General features: G+C 70.2%; 17 protein-coding genes. 12 read left to right on the forward strand and 5 right to left on the reverse strand.

The features are described 5' to 3' along the window. Positions 1-68: 68 nt before the first annotated feature. Positions 69-992: a hydroxymethylglutaryl-CoA lyase gene (locus NQV15_RS00350; protein WP_232402664.1), complete on the forward strand. Its 924-nt coding sequence runs from the start codon at positions 69-71 to the stop codon at positions 990-992. 109 nt (positions 993-1,101) lie between these two features. On the opposite strand, the gene NQV15_RS00355 is transcribed toward NQV15_RS00350, so the two are convergent. Beyond that, positions 1,102-1,773, reverse strand: a complete 672-nt coding sequence (locus tag NQV15_RS00355; protein WP_232402666.1) for an EcsC family protein — start codon at positions 1,771-1,773, stop codon at positions 1,102-1,104. Between the two features lie 86 nt (positions 1,774-1,859). Between NQV15_RS00355 and NQV15_RS00360 the strand changes: the two genes are divergently transcribed. The 4 genes from NQV15_RS00360 to NQV15_RS00375 all read left to right on the forward strand — a co-directional run bounded on the left by NQV15_RS00360 (position 1,860) and on the right by NQV15_RS00375 (position 4,990). Beyond that, entirely contained in the window at positions 1,860-2,816 is a 957-nt protein-coding gene (locus NQV15_RS00360; RefSeq protein ID WP_232402668.1) for a phosphotransferase, read from the forward strand. Continuing rightward, entirely contained in the window at positions 2,813-3,466 is a 654-nt protein-coding gene (gene aat / locus NQV15_RS00365) for a leucyl/phenylalanyl-tRNA--protein transferase (RefSeq protein WP_232402673.1), read from the forward strand. The genes NQV15_RS00360 and aat overlap by 4 nt, the downstream gene beginning before the upstream one ends. Positions 3,467-3,568: 102 nt before the next feature. After that, the gene (locus NQV15_RS00370; RefSeq protein ID WP_119703167.1) at positions 3,569-3,847 is read left to right on the forward strand and encodes an HU family DNA-binding protein; all 279 of its coding nucleotides are present in this window, start codon (positions 3,569-3,571) and stop codon (positions 3,845-3,847) included. A gap of 75 nt (positions 3,848-3,922) precedes the next feature. After that, positions 3,923-4,990, forward strand: coding sequence for a CPBP family intramembrane glutamic endopeptidase (locus NQV15_RS00375; protein WP_232402675.1), 1,068 nt, complete (start codon positions 3,923-3,925; stop codon positions 4,988-4,990). Here the strand turns inward: NQV15_RS00375 and NQV15_RS00380 are convergent. Next, positions 4,987-5,301, reverse strand: a complete 315-nt coding sequence (locus NQV15_RS00380) for a rhodanese-like domain-containing protein (protein ID WP_232402677.1) — start codon at positions 5,299-5,301, stop codon at positions 4,987-4,989. The two genes, NQV15_RS00375 and NQV15_RS00380, sit on opposite strands and share 4 nt — an antisense overlap. Before the next feature lie 170 nt (positions 5,302-5,471). On the opposite strand from NQV15_RS00380, the gene NQV15_RS00385 reads away from it, so the two are divergent. The 3 genes from NQV15_RS00385 to NQV15_RS00395 are packed head-to-tail and all read left to right on the forward strand — an operon-like array spanning position 5,472 to position 7,631. Next, complete coding sequence (locus NQV15_RS00385; RefSeq protein WP_232402679.1) at positions 5,472-5,867, forward strand: ATP-binding protein; 396 nt, start codon at positions 5,472-5,474, stop codon at positions 5,865-5,867. A gap of 25 nt (positions 5,868-5,892) precedes the next feature. Next, positions 5,893-6,729, forward strand: coding sequence for a DUF5926 family protein (locus tag NQV15_RS00390; RefSeq protein ID WP_232402681.1), 837 nt, complete (start codon positions 5,893-5,895; stop codon positions 6,727-6,729). Further along, positions 6,726-7,631: an aldo/keto reductase gene (locus NQV15_RS00395; protein WP_232402683.1), complete on the forward strand. Its 906-nt coding sequence runs from the start codon at positions 6,726-6,728 to the stop codon at positions 7,629-7,631. The genes NQV15_RS00390 and NQV15_RS00395 overlap by 4 nt, the downstream gene beginning before the upstream one ends. 9 nt (positions 7,632-7,640) lie before the next feature. On the opposite strand, the gene NQV15_RS00400 is transcribed toward NQV15_RS00395, so the two are convergent. From NQV15_RS00400 to NQV15_RS00410, 3 genes are read right to left on the reverse strand one after another with little or no spacing between them, the layout of a single operon-like run. Next, the gene (locus NQV15_RS00400; protein WP_232402685.1) at positions 7,641-8,384 is read right to left on the reverse strand and encodes a DUF4339 domain-containing protein; all 744 of its coding nucleotides are present in this window, start codon (positions 8,382-8,384) and stop codon (positions 7,641-7,643) included. Between the two features lie 24 nt (positions 8,385-8,408). After that, on the reverse strand, positions 8,409-9,590 hold the full coding sequence (locus NQV15_RS00405) for an arginine deiminase (protein WP_232402688.1): 1,182 nt from the start codon (positions 9,588-9,590) through the stop codon (positions 8,409-8,411). Between the two features lie 43 nt (positions 9,591-9,633). After that, positions 9,634-10,491 carry a hypothetical protein gene (locus NQV15_RS00410; protein WP_232402691.1) on the reverse strand — a complete coding sequence of 286 codons (858 nt, stop codon included), beginning with the start codon at positions 10,489-10,491 and terminating at the stop codon, positions 9,634-9,636. 299 nt (positions 10,492-10,790) lie between these two features. Here NQV15_RS00410 and NQV15_RS00415 point away from each other — a divergent pair, with 299 nt between their 5' ends. From NQV15_RS00415 to NQV15_RS00430, 4 genes are all read left to right on the forward strand, one after another. Further along, positions 10,791-11,513: an HAD family hydrolase gene (locus tag NQV15_RS00415; RefSeq protein WP_232402693.1), complete on the forward strand. Its 723-nt coding sequence runs from the start codon at positions 10,791-10,793 to the stop codon at positions 11,511-11,513. An 11-nt stretch (positions 11,514-11,524) separates the two neighbouring features. After that, positions 11,525-13,993, forward strand: coding sequence for a glycoside hydrolase family 65 protein (locus tag NQV15_RS00420; protein WP_232403459.1), 2,469 nt, complete (start codon positions 11,525-11,527; stop codon positions 13,991-13,993). Between the two features lie 69 nt (positions 13,994-14,062). After that, on the forward strand, positions 14,063-14,446 hold the full coding sequence (locus tag NQV15_RS00425; protein WP_232402695.1) for a hypothetical protein: 384 nt from the start codon (positions 14,063-14,065) through the stop codon (positions 14,444-14,446). 24 nt (positions 14,447-14,470) lie between these two features. Then, the gene (locus tag NQV15_RS00430; RefSeq protein ID WP_232402697.1) at positions 14,471-15,475 is read left to right on the forward strand and encodes an adenosine deaminase; all 1,005 of its coding nucleotides are present in this window, start codon (positions 14,471-14,473) and stop codon (positions 15,473-15,475) included. Positions 15,476-15,496: the final 21 nt, after the last annotated feature.

A 15,496-nucleotide genomic window follows, 5' to 3' on the forward strand; every position in this document is an offset into this window, starting at 1 on the left:
TTGAGACGGCGTGTTTGCCCGAACTGCGCCGCTCGAGGGCGCTTTTGCGCCACTGGAGGAGGTAGAGCATGACGCGTCCCATGGTCGTCCGCGACCCCGCGCTGCCCGAGTCGGTCACGATCTACGAGGTCGGCCCGCGCGACGGGCTGCAGAACGAGTCCGCGATCGTCCCGCTGGACGTCAAGGCCGAGTTCGTCCGGCGGCTGATCGCCGCGGGGCTGCCGATCGTCGAGGCCACCAGCTTCGTGCACCCCAAGTGGGTGCCGCAGCTGGCCGACGCCGCGGACCTCGTCGCCCGTCTGCCGATGGACGGCCCGGTGCCGCTGCCGGTGCTCGTGCCGAACGAGCGGGGCCTGGACCGGGCCCTGGAGGCCGGGGTCCGGCACATCGCGATCTTCGCCAGCGCCACCGAGACGTTCGCGCGCAAGAACCTGAACTCGACCCTCGACGAGCAGTTCGCGATGTTCGAGCCGGTCGTCGCCCGGGCCCGCGCGGCCGGCGTGGACGTCCGCGCGTACGTGTCGATGTGCTTCGGCGATCCGTGGGAGGGCGCGGTGCCCGTCGAGCAGGTCGTCTCGACCGGACGCCGCCTGCTCGACCTCGGCGCGTCCCAGCTGTCGATCGGCGACACGATCGGCGTGGCGACCGCGGCCCACGTGCAGGAGCTCGTCCGGCAGTTCGAGGCGGCCGGCACCGGCACGCAGTGGCTCGCGATGCACTTCCACGACACCTACGGGCAGGCCCTGGCCAATGCGCACGCCGCGCTGCAGGCCGGCATCACGACCTTCGACGCGTCCGCGGGCGGTCTCGGTGGGTGCCCGTACGCCGAGAGCGCGACCGGCAACCTGGCCACCGAGGACCTCGTGTGGATGCTCGACGGCCTGGGCATCGCCCACGGCGTCGACCTGGACGCCCTGGTGCAGAGCAGCGCCTGGATGTCGACGGTGCTGGGCAAGGAGCCGGCGAGCGCCGTCGTCCGCGCCCTGGCCTGACCCGGCCCCCATCGGTTTACCACGGTCCCTCGGCAAACCCTCTCCGCCCAGGGGAAATTTGCCGTGGGCGGACGCAGTTTGCGGAGGGACCGTGGTAAACCGTCACGGTTCAGTGGCGGCGGCGGTCCTTGAGCTCCTGGCCGGCGTAGGTGCCGATCTGCCAGGTGGCCCAGGCATCGCTCGAGCCGCCGACGGCACCGCCGAGGAACGGGACGCGGCGACCGATCAGGGTCACGGCGCGACGCCCGGCGGTGCGGCCCACCAGCTCGGCGGTGACCTCCTTGGACAAGGTGGTGTCGAGCACTGGATCGTGCACCGGTGAGGTGGCCAGCGCCATCGGCGACGACGGCAGGCGGTGCGACTTCACCAGCGCCGCGACGGCGTCCTCGCCCAGCATGCAGGCCAGGATCGCGTTGCGGACCCGCGGGTCCTCCAGGTCGTAGCCGCGCAGGTGGGCGACCCCCGCGACCAGATGGCACTGCACGATCGTCACACCGGCGACATTGGCCGGGACGGCCAGCGCAGCGGTCGCGAGCCCGCCGATGTTGGTGACGAATCCCTGCACCCCGGCCAGGCTGGTGTGCATCCGCAGCAGCCCGCCGAACGCCTTCTCGACGTCGCCGCCGGCGTCGACGAGCTTGGTGTCGGCCGATGCGGCGGCCGAGCGCAGCGGCCCGATGCCGTCGATCGCCCGGTCGAGCACGATCCGGACGTATCCGGAGCCGACGGTGGGAGCCAGCTTCGTTCCGGCGATCATTGCAGCGCTACGACGAACTCCCATGCCCAACAGCATAGGAGCGATGACCTGACCGGGCCTCCCGGCGGCGAAGCGACGCAGGTGGCCGCCGCTGCGCCTACGCTTGAGTCATGGGTCGCCCGTTCTCCGAGCGCGTCGCGCACGACGACTGGCGGCACACCGCCGAGCAGTGGGTCCGTCGCGAGCTCGCGAACCGCGACATCGAGGTCGTCGGGACGATCGAGCAGCCCCGCATCCGGCCGTGGTCGACGCAGCTGAAGGTGCCGACGGCCACCGGGACGGTGTGGTTCAAGGCCAACTGCGCCCACCTGTCGTTCGAGCCGCTCCTGCAGGCCGAGCTGGCGCGCCTCGCCCCCGACGCCGTCGAGGCGCCGTGCGCGGTCGACGCCGAGCGCGGCTGGATGCTCACGCGTGACCGCGGCACGACCCTCGGCGACGCCGTGGAGCCGACCGTCGACGACTGGTGCCGCATCCTGGCCGGTGCGGCCGCCCTGCAGCGCATCGTCGCCGGGCACGAGGTCACGATGCTGGCCACGGGCCTGCCGGACTGCCGGCCGTCCACCGTCGTCGCCCGCTACGACCGCCTGCTGGAGATTCTCTCGGCACTGCCCGAGGCCCACCCCGGGCACGTGTCCGACGACCTGCGCTCGCAGCTGGTGGCCGTCTGCGGCCGGGTCGCCGACGCGGCGGCCGAGCTCGACGAGTCGTCCCTGCCCACCACCTGGCAGCACGGTGACCTGCACCCCTGGAACGTCTTCGCCGCCGACGGGCGCCTGTTCGACTTCGGCGACGGGCAGTGGGCGCACGCCGCCGAGATCCTGAGCGTCCCGCACGCCTGGATCACCCGGCAGGACACCATCTCCTGGCCCACCGTCCTCGAGGCGTGCGCCGACGCCTGGGACGTCACGCCGGCCGATCTCGCGTCGCAGCAGCGCGCGGCCGCGGTGACCCAGCCGGTCAACCGGACGCTGCTGTGGTGGGGCTGCCTGCAGGAGGCGACGGCTGCGGAGTGGACCCAGTGGGGCGATGCCCTGCTGCAGCACCTGACGCGGGTGCTCGAGCCATGACCCGCACCCCCTTGCCACCGTCCCCGTGGGTGTTCGACCCCGCCGACTGGCCCGATGACGACTGCATCGCTGCAGGCGCCGACCTGGCCCCCGAGACCCTGCTGGACGCCTACCGCAGCGGCGCCTTCCCGATGCCGCACGACGACGTGCTGCTGTGGTGGTCACCGATGCGCCGCGGTGTCCTGGTGCCCGGCGACCTGCGGGTCAGCCGCTCGCTGGCTCGCTCGGTGCGCCGGTTCACCGTCACGTTCGACGAGTCATTCGAGGAGGTCATCGACGCGTGCGCCGACCCGTCCCGGCCGGGATCGTGGATCGACGGCCCGATCCGCGATGCCTACGTCCACATGCACAGGCTGGGCTGGGCGCACTCCGTGGAGACCCGCACGGCCGACGGGACGCTCGTGGGCGGCCTGTACGGACTGAGCATCGGTGCTCTGTTTGCAGGCGAATCGATGTTCCACCGGGCCACCGATGCCTCGAAGGTCGCCCTGGTGGCGCTGACCGAGGTGGTCGGCGAGGACGGCCTCATCGACACCCAGTGGAGCACCAGCCACCTGGCCTCCCTCGGTGTCACCGAGTGGCCTCGGGACCGCTACCTGGCCCGCCTCGCGACCTTGGTGGACGCCCCGCCGCCGGCTCGCTGGGCCTGATATCACGGGGGAATGTGCACCCTCGGCAGCGGGGTGCCGGCTGGCAGTCAGTGGGGCTTCCTAGACTGATGCACGCACACCCACCACTCATTAGGAGCTTTTGTGGCCATTTCACGCAACGACCTCGTCGCTGCCCTCGCTTCGAAGGCCGGCACCAGCAAGGCCGAAGCCGACGCGGTTCTCTCGTCCTTCAGCGAGATCCTGCTCGACTCTGTCGCCAAGGGCGAGAAGGTCTCGATCCCCGGCATCCTGTCCGTTGAGCGCGTCGCGCGCGCCGCTCGCACCGGTCGCAACCCCTCCACGGGCGAGACGATCGACATCCCCGCCGGCTTCGGCGTGAAGGTCAGCGTCGGCTCGCGCCTCAAGGCCGCCGCCAAGTAGGACAGCACCAACTCTTCAGCGCCACCGGGCCTCGGCCCGGTGGCGCTGCTGTTCTCTGGGATGCAAGGATCTCGCATGGCCACGCCCTATCACCGTCTCGCCCGCGAGACGCCGGCCTATGCGTGGTGGAAGCTGCCGCTCGCCGGCTTGGTCGCCCTCGTGGCCTATGCGGGCCTCACGATCGCGCTGATCGCCGCGGGGGCGGCGTGGTTCGTGCTGACGGACTCGAGCAACGGCCTGGACGAATGGCTGGACGCCGCCGGCGACCTGGACCTGGAGCACCTGGACTTCTTCGTCCTGGACATGCTCGCCCTGGTGCTGCTGATCCCCGCGATCTTCATCGGCGTCGCGGTGGTGGGTCCGCGCCCGGTCGGCTACCTGTCGTCGGTGGCCGGACGCCTGCGGTGGCGGTGGATGGGCCTGATGGCCCTGCTCTCCTCGATCGTGTTCATCGTGACGATCGGTGCGTCCCTGGTCGTCGACGAGCTGACGGACCCCACCTCGGTGAGCGGCGCGAGCAGCGTCGACGGCCGGGTCGTGGCGGCGCTCGTCGCGATCGTGCTGATCGTGCCGTTCCAGGCCGCCGCCGAGGAGTACGTCTTCCGCGGCTACCTGATGCAGCTGTTCGGGTCGTGGTCGCGGTTCGCGGCCGTCCCGGTCATCCTCACGACGCCGCTGTTCGTCGCCGGCCACCTGTACGGGCTGTGGGGCCTGCTGGACGTGGGACTGTTCGGCCTGACCGCCGCCATCCTGACGATCCGCACCGGCGGGCTCGAGGCGGCCATCGCGGCGCACGCCGCCAACAACATCGTGCTGTTCGTCCTGGACGCGCTGGGCATGATCGCGGCGACGGATGACTCCGATGCCGGTCCGACAGATCTGATCCCGACCGTCGTGTCCGGCATCGTGATCCTGCTGCTGGTCGAGTGGGCGGCTCGGCGCACCGGGTTGCAGCGCACCCGCGAGCCCATCCCTGACCCGCCCGCACCGCAGGCCCCGATGTGGCCACCGCCGCCCTACGCGATGCTCTGGTACCCGCCGGCGGGGTACGCCCCGCCGCCGACCGCGGCCGAACCGCCGCGGGTGCTGCACCCGGACACGCCCGCCTACCCCGGCGAGCTGCCCGAGGGCTGGAACTCCTAGACGACGGGACGTCCGGCTGCCTGCCAGGCGTCCATGCCGCCCTCGACGTTGGTCACGTCGTGTCCCTGCGCCTGCAGCCACTGCGTCGCGCGGGCGGAGCGTCCGCCCAGGTGGCAGATCACCAGCGTGCGGACGGTCGGGTCGAGCTCGCCGATCCGCCCCGGGATCTCACCCAGTGGGATGTGGACCGCTCCGTCGATGTGCCCGGCTTCCCACTCGTGGTCCTCGCGGACGTCCAGGACCACCAGATCCTCGGGAATCGGTGTGGGAATCGCCGTGACATCGGTCGTGGGAATGCTCTGTTCGGCCATGTCCACATCGTCTCGTGCGGTTCAAATCACGCCTCGAACGGGGTCCGATTCGGGACCAGGGGTGGCACATGGCCCATGGAGTAGTTACTTTGGACCATGGGTCCATGGTCCGTGGTTGGCATTGAGGACGCACCCGGCGGCAAAAATCACTGGTTCGGTCTGGAGACTCTATGAAGGCACAGGATGCGCTTCGCCTGCCTTTCGCTGCGTCAACGCCCGGTATCGCCCGCACTCGTCTGGCCTCGTTCCTGACGTTGCACCGCGCCTCGAGCGACGTCATCGACGACGCACTGATCGTGATCAGCGAGATGATCGCCAATGCGGTGAGCCACGGTGTGCCCGGCCAGGACGGGACCATCGAGGTCGCCTGGTCGATCAAGGGCACGCTGCTCGAGCTCAGCGTCCTGGACGGCGGTGTCGGTGGGCACCTCAAGCCGATCGACTTCGACGAGGACTCGCTCAGCGGCCGCGGGCTGTCGATCATCAACCGCGTCGCCGATCGCTGGTGGGTCGACATGTCGGCAGGCACCCGGGTCAACGCCGAGCTTGCCCTGACCACCTACTGAGCCTCGCCCGTTAGACTCGCCCGTCATGGGCAAGAAGTCGCGAATCAAGAACAAGGCCGCCAAGAAGGAACGCATGCCGTTCGTGGCGCGCACCTTCGAGGGACTCCCCGGAGAGGCGGACTGGGTCGCACTGCGCGAGTTCGTTCCGGCCGGCTCGGCGACGATCACCCTGGCCTCCGGCGAGACCGTCCGGGTGTGTTCGATGCTGCCCGGCAACGGAGCGGGCATCCGTCGCCAGGACGGCGAGATCTGGATCGGCCTGCAGGTCGCCCACAACTTCGGTGACATCAGCCGCGATCTCGCGCACGTCATCGAGCTGGCGCGCGAGACCGAGCCGGGCAACCCCGTCCGCATGACCGACCCGGGCGTCGGCCCGCGGCTGCAGGACATCATCGACCCGTCCTCGGGCTTCGACGTCGAGATCCACGACGGCTTCGACTACTGGGTCGAGGGCGTCGACGGGTCCGAGGGTGTGGCCGAGGCACTCGCGGAGGCGAACGAGACGATCGCCCCGACCGTCCACCTCAGCTCCGTCGACGGCGCGTACTGGACCGAGATGGGTGACCAGCGGTTCCTGCGCTGGATCATGACGCACGACGAGACGACGCTGCTCAACGCGCTGGCCCGCCTGCACGCCGCCGGGCAGGACACCCTCGGCGAGGGCACCAAGCTCATCGGCCACTTCCGCGCCCACGGCCTGCTCGTGCCGGTGTGGGAGTTCGAGCACGATGCGGCCGATCTGGAGCAGCCCGCGGCCGACTTCGAGAAGCGTCTGGCCGAGGCGCTGGCCGACGACAGCCCGTTGACGTCCGAGCAGCGCTCGGCCCGTGCCGCGCTGATCAGCCGCCAGGTCCAGGTGTGACGGGTCTGGACTTCGGACCCCTGGTCCTGGGTGGCAACACCTTCGGCTGGACCTCCTCGGCGCAGGAGAGCCACGCGGTGCTGGACGCCTTCGTCGACGCCGGCGGACGCTCCATCGACACGGCGGACGTGTACTCGATGTGGGCGCCGGGCAACACCGGAGGCGACTCCGAGCGCATCATCGGCGACTGGCTGGCGGCCCGCGGACGTCGCGACGACGTCGTCATCGCCACCAAGGTGTACTCACTGCCCGACCGGCCCGGCCTGTCGCCGGAGAACGTCCGGGCCGCGGTCGACGACTCGCTGTCACGGCTGCGCACCGACCACATCGACCTGTACTACGCACACCGCGACGACCAGGACGTGCCGCAGGCCGAGTACGTCGGCGTCTTCGACGAGCTCGTGCAGGCCGGCAAGATCCGTGAGGCGGGCGCGTCCAACTTCTCGGCCGAGCGGCTCAAGAACGCCGTGACGATCGCCGCCGACGCCGGCCAGACCGCTTTCACGGTCGCGCAGGACCACCTCAACCTGGTCGAGCGCGACTACGCCGAGGTCCTCGCGCCGACCGTCGCGGAGCTGGGCCTCGTCGAGCTGCCGTACTCGTCGCTGGCGTCGGGCTTCCTGACCGGCAAGTACCGCCCGGGCACGGCGGTCGATTCTGCCCGGTCCGGCGGCGCCGGCGGCTACCTGCAGGACGAGCGCAACGTGGCGCTGCTGGACGTCCTGGACGAGGTCGCGGCAGCCCACGGCGTCAGCGTCACCGCGGTGTCGCTGGCGTGGCTGCGCCAGCAGCCGACCGTCGCGGCGCCGGTCGCCAGCGCCCGCACCGTGGAGCAGGTCACGGCCCTGGTCGAGTCCTTCGACCTGGTGCTGACCGACGAGGAGATTGCCCGCCTGGCCTAGCGCCAGCGGCTAGGGCCGGGGCGCGTCCTGCGGCATCAGGCCGGGGATGTCGGCGGCGGACATCCAGTCGCCGGAGCCCGGCCAGACCCGGGTCTGCGGCTGGACGCGGCCCTCGAGCACGAGCTGGCGCATCTGGTCCAGGTCGTACGGTCCGTAGGACGTCCCGGCGGCGTGCACATGGAACGTGGCCTGGGGTGTCGCGACGGGAGCCTGCGCCACGGGCGCCGGGGCGACGGGTGCCTGCGCCACGGGGGCCTGAGCGGGAGCCTGCGGCTGCACGGGTGCGGCGGCGCGGCCCGGACGGATGAGCAAGACGGCGGCCGCGGTGGCCGCTCCCAGCGTCACCCACGCGAGGGGCCACTTGTCGACCAAGGCGGTGTACTGGCTGGACTCGAAGTAGAACTGCAGGGCCTGACCGGCACCGAAGTCATCGGCCAGCCGCACGATGAACAGCAGCTCACGCACGACCCAGGCGGCCGCGGCCACGGCCAGCATCAGCCCTGTGCCGGGGAACCAGGTCCGCGTCGAGCGGGTGAGCGCGATGCCCGCCAGGATGCCGGCGGCGGTCATGGTGCACACCGCCACGATCGCCGCGATGCCCTGCACGAGCGTCCAGCCCCCGATCCGGCTCTCGGAGACGGCGCGGTAGATCTGCTGGTCGATCAGGTGGTACTGGAGGTAGAGGCTGTACACACCGAGCACCGTCGCGATGATGAGGCCGGTGGTCTGGGTCTGGGGTCGGGGCGCAGTCACGGCAGCATCCTAGGAGACAGTCGGTCAGTCGCGGTCGATCGGGCACGACATGCATCGTGGCCCGCCGCGGCCGGAGCCGAGCTGGTCGCCGCTGATCGCGATGACCTCGATGCCGTGCTCCTCGAGCCGGGCGTTGGTCTGCTCGTTGCGCTCGTACGCGACCGCGAGCCGGGCGTCGATCGCCAGGGTGTTGTTGCCGTCGTCCCACTGCTCACGCTCGGCGGTGACGGGGTCAAGGCCGGTGTCGATCTGGTGCAGCGTCTCGATGCCCATCGCGGTCGCCGCGGCGGCGAAGAACGAGGTCTCCTCCCCGAGGACGAAGCGGCCGTCGTCCCAGGTCAGCGGCACGGCGCGCAGGGTGTCGGCCATCTGCGGATAGATGACGACCGTGTCGACGTCGACCATCGTGACGATCGTGTCCAGGTGCATCGTGGCGCGCTCCTGCGCGATCGGCACGGCCAGGACGGTGTGCGCCAGGTCCTCGCTCAGCACCTGCCGGGCGAACCGCTCCAGCCCGGCCGGGGTCGTGCGCTCGCCGACGCCGACCGCGATGACGCCCGGCGCCAGCTCCAGGACGTCGCCACCCTCGAGGTGCTCGAGGTGCGGGCCGTGGACGACGGGGGTGCCGGCGAAGCGCGGGTGGTGGTCGTAGATCAGCCCGGTCAGCTGCGTCTCGCGCATCCGCGCCGGCATCGCGAGGCTGGTGACGGCGACCCGGTCGCGCAGCCACACCGACGAGTCGCGGGTGAACAGCAGGTTCGGCAGCGGGTTGATCAGGAAGTCCTCGGGCTGCATCAGCCGGTTGGCGACGCTGCCGCGCAGGGACATCTCGTCGTTGCGCAGGCCCGCCATCAGCACCTCGGCGAGCTGCTCGGGGTGGGCGCCGGCGAGGAAGGACGCGATGTGGTCCTGCAGGCTCGGCCCGACGAACAGCCCCTTCAGCGTGCTGGCGATGATCTCGTCGCGGGCCTCGTCGCGGGCGAGCGTCTCGGTCAGCAGATCGGTCAGGTACAGCACCTCGACGTCGTGATCGCGCAGCGCCTGCGCGAAGGCGTCGTGCTCGTCCTGCGCCCGGCCCAGCCACGGGATGCCGTCGAACAGCAGCTGGTCGTTGTTGCGGGGCGTCAAGCGTCCCAGCTCGGGACCCGGCCGGTGCAACATGACCGTGCGCAGTCGTCCGACTTCGCTGTCCGCCCCCAGAGTCATGGGCTCAGCGTAGTGACGGCCCGGCCACTGCGCACCGATCCGGTCAGAGCCAGGGCGTGACGATCGCGAACGGGCTGTGCGACGTCACGGTTCGCGTACGGAGGGTCCGGGTCGTGGCAGTCGCCTTGGTGTAGGCGGCCTTGGCGATCTTCTTCTTGCGGGCGTAGGCCTTCTTCGCCGCGGCCTTCTTGGACGCGCTGCTGCCGGCCTTCTTGGTCGCCTTGGTGAAGGACTTCTTGGCAGCGGCGAGTTTCTTCGTGTAGGCCTTCGTGGCGGCCTTGCGCTGCGCGGACGTCTTGCGGTGGTTGACCCAGGTCTGCGTGGTCTGGTCGCTCATGCGATTGCCGGTCGCGGAGAACATGGCCTGATCGATCTCGTCCGAAGCGGGCACAGACAGGGGCGCGGTCACCGAGACGTCGCCGGACACGCTGGAATGAACCGATGTCCGGGTGGTGGCGCTCGCCGAGCCGAGGTACACGTCGGCGGTGACCGTGGCCGAGCCGCTGAGCCGGTTGGCGAAGAACGTCGCCACGGTCACGCCCACCAGGCAGACGCGGACGAACTCGTCGTCGGCGTCGACGATGAAGGCGGCAGCGAGCATGCCGTCGACGACCGCGCGCGTGGTCGCCGGCTCGACGAGCAGGTCGTCCACGATCTCACCGGCCGCCAGGTTGCAGCTGGCCGCGAGGATGTCACGGGCCGCGCCGGTCGCCTCGGGCTGGACCCAGCCGGAGCCACCGGGCGCCGCCGCCTCCCGGAAGCCGTTGATGGCCAGCATCGCCGACTCCTTCGTCACCCCCGGAGGGCCTGCCGCCGTGGCGGGGGCGGCGGTCAGGACCGCCGAGCCGATCACCAGGGACGTCATGGCGATCAGCGAGCGGGTCCAGAAGGTGGTGCGCATGGTGCTCCTCATCGAGTGCGGCCGTCACCCGACGACCCGGGCATTCTTCCGCGCCAGGAGGCCATTTGCGCGACTTCGGCGATCGGGACGTGGTCCGAGACCAAAGATCATCCCGACGGGCCAGTCCGGGATGGTTCGCACGGACCGACCCAGACGCTCGGATTGGGTCCCGGAATACGGCGTCTCATCCCAAAGAACTAGGCCGTCTGGTTCCGATGGAAGTCGGTCCCCAGAGGTGTGGCGCGCGCCGCACACGATCGGTTAACGGCGTGACACATTCGGTGCGTACGCTCGTCTTTGTGGACTGGAATGACTATGACGCTGCCCTGTTCGACCTCGATGGTGTCATCACGCCCACGGCCGAGGTGCACATGAGGGCCTGGGCCCAGATGTTCAACGACTTCCTGAGCGCCCGCGGTGTCGCAGAGCCCTACACGGACGCCGACTACTTCACGTACGTCGACGGCAAGCCGCGCTACGACGGTGTGCGCTCGTTCCTGGCCTCCCGCGACATCACGCTGCCCGAGGGCGACCCGTCCGATCCGGCCGGCGCCGAGACGGTCGCCGGTCTCGGCAACCTCAAGAACGACGACTTCGAGCAGATCCTGCAGTCCGAGGGTGTCCAGCCCTATCCGGGCTCCGTGCAGCTGGTCAAGGAGCTGGCTTCGCGCGGCACCAAGATGGCGATCGTGTCGAGCTCGCGCAATGCGGCAGCCGTGCTGGACGCTGCCGGAATGATCGACTACTTCCCGGTCATCGTCAGCGGCAAGGAGGCCGGCGAGCTCGGACTGCCCGGCAAGCCCGCCCCTGACACCTTCCTCGAGGCGGCCCGGCAACTGGGCGTCCCGAAGGAGCGCGCGGTCGTTTTCGAGGATGCCCTGTCGGGTGTCGCGGCTGGACGCGCCGGCGACTTCGGGCTGGTGATCGGGGTCGATCGCGGCGTCGGCGCTGACAAGTTGACCGAGCACGGAGCGGACGTCGTCGTCGACGATCTGGCCGAGCTGCTGGAGGCAGGCGCATGAGCCCTTCGCACATCGCACCCCTGGGACATGACTTCCTCGACCGCACCCGGTACCCGATCGACGAGTGGGCGCTGGTCGAGAAGCACATCGACAACGACGACCTCGGCACGACCGAGACGTTGTTCTCGGTCGGCAACGGCTACCTCGGCCTGCGCGGCAACGTCGAGGAGGGTCGCGACTCGTTCTCCCACGGAACGTTCGTCAACGGCTTCCACGAGACCTGGCCGATCCAGCACGCCGAGGAGGCCTTCGGCTTCGCCCGCGTCGGCCAGACGATCGTCAACGCGCCCGACGCCAAGGTCATCCGCCTGTACGTCGACGACGAGCCGCTGCTGCTGCCCATCGCCGACCTGTTGGAGTACGAGCGCCGCCTCGACTTCCGCTCCGGTGTCATGTCGCGCGACATCTTGTGGCGCACACCCGGTGGCAAGCGCGTCCGCGTCCGCTCGCGGCGCATGGTCTCGTTCACGCAGCGCCACCTGGCGGTGCTGACGTTCGAGGTCACGATGCTCGATGATCACGCGCCGGTCGCGATCTCCTCGCAGATTCTGAACCGTCAGGACGGCGAGGACGAGTACCACGTCCGCTCCGCCGCGATGGGCGAAGGCGTCGACCCCCGCAAGGCCGGCCAGATGCGGCACCGCGTCCTCAAGCCGCAGAGCCACTGGGGCAATGTCGCCGACGGCCGGGTCGCCCTGGGCTACCAGTGCTCCGAGAGCGGCATGACGATCGCGGTCGCCGCCGATCACCACCTGGAGACTGAGAACAACTACAGCAAGCGCATCCAGACCGATGACGACCTGGCCAAGATGACGTACCGGATCGATGCCGAGCCGGGCAAGCCGATCGTCCTGACCAAGATGGTCAGCTATCACACCTCCCGCGGCGTCCCGTCCCGCGAGCTGCTGGACCGCTGCCGCCGGACCCTGGACCGGGCCCACGCCGAGGGACTCGAGAAGCAGTTCGAGGACCAGCGCGCCTGGCTGGACGGGTTCTGGGCCCGCTCGGACGTCGAGATCCCCGGTCAGCCCGATGTGCAGCAGGCGACCCGCTGGAACCTGTTCCAGATCGCGCAGGCGTCAGCGCGCGCCGAGGGCACCGGCATCGCGGCCAAGGGGGTCACGGGCTCCGGCTACGGCGGTCACTACTTCTGGGACACCGAGATCTACGTCCTGCCGTTCCTGACCTACACGACGCCGCGCGCGGCGCGCAACGCCCTGCGGTTCCGGTACACGTTGCTCGACGCGGCCCGTCAGCGCGCCAAGCAGATGGCCCAGCAGGGCGCGCTGTTCCCGTGGCGCACGATCAACGGCGAGGAGGCCTCGGCGTACTACGCCGCCGGCACCGCGCAGTACCACATCGACGCCGACGTCTCCTACGCCTTGAGCCAGTACCTCGCAGCCACGGGCGACAACGACTTCCTCGAGCGCGAGGGCATCGACATCCTCGTCGAGACCGCCCGCATGTGGGTCGACCTGGGCTTCTGGCGCAACGAGGAGGACGGCACGTTCCACATCCACGGCGTGACCGGTCCCGACGAGTACACGACGGTCGTCAACGACAACCTGTTCACCAACGTCATGGCCCGGTTCAACCTGCGCCGTGCCGTCTCGGCGGTGCGGACACTGGCCGAGCGCGACGGCGCCGAGTACGAGCGAGTCGTGAAGCGCCTCGACCTGGACGCCTCCGAGGTCGAGGACTGGGAGCGCGCCGCGGCCGACATGGCCATCCCGTACGACGAACACCTGGGCGTCCACCCGCAGGACGAGCACTTCCTGGAGCGCGAGGTCTGGGACCTCGCGAACACCCCGCTGGACAAGCGCCCGCTGCTGCTGAACTACCACCCGCTGGTGATCTATCGCTTCCAGGTGCTCAAGCAGGCCGATGTCGTGCTGGCGCTGTTCCTGCAGGGCGAGCAGTTCACGGCCGAGGAGAAGCGCGCCGACTTCGAGTACTACGACCCGATCACGACGGGTGACTCGACGCTGTCGGCGGTCGTGCAGTCGATCATGGCGGCGGAGGTCGGCTACCACGACCTGGCGCTGCGCTACTTCCGTGCGGCGCTGTACGTCGACCTCGCCGACCGGCACCACAACACCGCCGACGGCGTCCACGTGGCCTCGACCGGTGGTGTGTGGAGCGCGCTGGTCTCCGGCTTCGGTGGCTTCCGCGACCACGGCGGCGTGTTCTCGATCGATCCTCGCCTGCCGGAGTCGTGGGAGTCGCTGACCTACCGCCTGACCCTGCTGGGCAGCCGGGTGCGGGTCACGGTGTTCCCCGATCGCGTCGACATGGCGATCGAGCAAGGGGACGAGGCGACCTTGCACGTCCGCGGCGAGAAGGTCACGGTGCTGGCCGGCGAGCCGGTCTCGGTGCCGCTGGACGGACAGGGCCCGCGCCTGGAGGGCGAGCCGGCCCCCGTGCCGGGACGCCGTCGCGCCGACGGCACGATCATCGCGGCCATCGTCCCCGGCACCTGAGCCTGGCGCCGGGGCGGCGGATACGAGGTTCCTGTGCTGCGCGCCGGCGGGCGTGACAGCATGGACCTCGTGATCACCGTGAAGTGGGAGACGGCTGCCGGCGAGTCGGGCGAGACCCAGCTGTCCGGCGACGACAAGTGGACGTTCGGTCGCACGGGCGGCGCCGAGGAGCCGACCGTCGGCATCGACCATCCGCTGATCAGCCGAAGTGCCGTGGTGATCCGGGACGCCGGTCCCGGCCCGGTGGTCTTCCGCGGCCAGCGCGACAACGGGGTCAAGGTCGCGGTCATCAGCCTGATCGGGTCCACCGCGTGGCTCGAGGAGGGCACCGCGCACAACCTCAGCGCCGAGGAGAACCGGGTGCAGGTCGTGCTGGACGACGAGGTCCTGGTGACCGCCGACGTCGACTTCGACGACCGCGGCTCGGTCGTGGAGCGCCAGCAGGCCGAGTAGGGTGCGGCTCGATAGTCTCGGCGCATGTCGTTCGAGTCCGGGCTGCCCAAGGCAGAGCTGCATGTCCACCATGTCGGGTCAGCCTCGATGCGCACCGTCGCCGAGCTCGCCGAGCGGCACGCCGGCAGCACCTCGGTGCCGACCGATCCCGAGGCCCTGGCCGACTTCTTTACCTTCACCGACTTCGCCCACTTCATCGAGGTGTACCTGTCGGTCGTCGACCTGCTGCGGACCCCCGAGGACCTGTGGACGCTGACCCACGACGTCGCCCGTGACCTCGCGGCGCAGAACGTCCGCTACGTCGAGCTGACCTGCACGCCGTACACCTCGATCGCGGTCGGCATCTCGGCCGAGGCGTACTGCGAGGCGCTCGAGGACGCCCGCCGCCGCGCAGAGGCCGACTTCGGCGTCACGATGCGCTGGATCTTCGACATCCCCGGCGAGTCCGGCGTCCCGGCCGCCGACGTCACCCTGGACACCGCGCTGCGGCTGCAGCCCGAGGGCCTGATCGGCTTCGGCCTCGGCGGCCCCGAGATCGGCGTGCCACGCCCACAGTTCAAGGCGCACTTCGAGCAGGCCCGCGCCTCCGGCCTGCACAGCCTCCCACACGCGGGGGAGTCGACGGGGCCCGAGACGATCTGGGACGCGATCCATGTCCTCGGCGCCGAGCGCATCGGGCACGGCATCGCCGCGGCCCAGGACCCGGTGCTCATGGCCTACCTGGCCGAGCACCAGATCCCGCTGGAGATCAGTCCGACCTCGAACATCCGCACGCGGTCGGTGGCGTCGATGGACCAGCACCCGCTGCCCGCGCTGGTTGCCGCCGGTGTGCCGGTGTCGATCAACTCCGACGACCCGCCGATGTTCGACACCACGCTCACACGCGAGTACGAGGTCGCGCGCAACCTGCTCGGGCTGGACGACGCCGGCGTTGCGGACCTCGCCCGGGCCGGCGTCCGTCACTCCTTCGCCCCCGATGACGTGAAGTCCACGATCCTGGCCGAGATCGACGCCTACACGGGGTCTTGACGCATCCATAACCATCAGGTT

Source organism: Aeromicrobium wangtongii (assembly GCF_024584515.1).
GTDB classification, from domain to species: domain Bacteria; phylum Actinomycetota; class Actinomycetes; order Propionibacteriales; family Nocardioidaceae; genus Aeromicrobium; species Aeromicrobium wangtongii.

Bases quoted from the DNA above. Each gene is read 5' to 3' on its own strand.
- NQV15_RS00350 (WP_232402664.1), top strand. From the start codon at position 69: ATGACGCGTCCCATGGTCGTCCGCGACCCCGCGCTGCCCGAGTCGGTC.
- NQV15_RS00355 (WP_232402666.1), bottom strand. From the start codon at position 1,773: ATGGGAGTTCGTCGTAGCGCTGCAATGATCGCCGGAACGAAGCTGGCT.
- NQV15_RS00360 (WP_232402668.1), top strand. From the start codon at position 1,860: ATGGGTCGCCCGTTCTCCGAGCGCGTCGCGCACGACGACTGGCGGCAC.
- aat (WP_232402673.1), top strand. From the start codon at position 2,813: ATGACCCGCACCCCCTTGCCACCGTCCCCGTGGGTGTTCGACCCCGCC.
- NQV15_RS00375 (WP_232402675.1), top strand. From the start codon at position 3,923: ATGGCCACGCCCTATCACCGTCTCGCCCGCGAGACGCCGGCCTATGCG.
- NQV15_RS00380 (WP_232402677.1), bottom strand. From the start codon at position 5,301: ATGGCCGAACAGAGCATTCCCACGACCGATGTCACGGCGATTCCCACA.
- NQV15_RS00385 (WP_232402679.1), top strand. From the start codon at position 5,472: ATGAAGGCACAGGATGCGCTTCGCCTGCCTTTCGCTGCGTCAACGCCC.
- NQV15_RS00390 (WP_232402681.1), top strand. From the start codon at position 5,893: ATGGGCAAGAAGTCGCGAATCAAGAACAAGGCCGCCAAGAAGGAACGC.
- NQV15_RS00405 (WP_232402688.1), bottom strand. From the start codon at position 9,590: ATGACTCTGGGGGCGGACAGCGAAGTCGGACGACTGCGCACGGTCATG.
- NQV15_RS00410 (WP_232402691.1), bottom strand. From the start codon at position 10,491: ATGCGCACCACCTTCTGGACCCGCTCGCTGATCGCCATGACGTCCCTG.
- NQV15_RS00430 (WP_232402697.1), top strand. From the start codon at position 14,471: ATGTCGTTCGAGTCCGGGCTGCCCAAGGCAGAGCTGCATGTCCACCAT.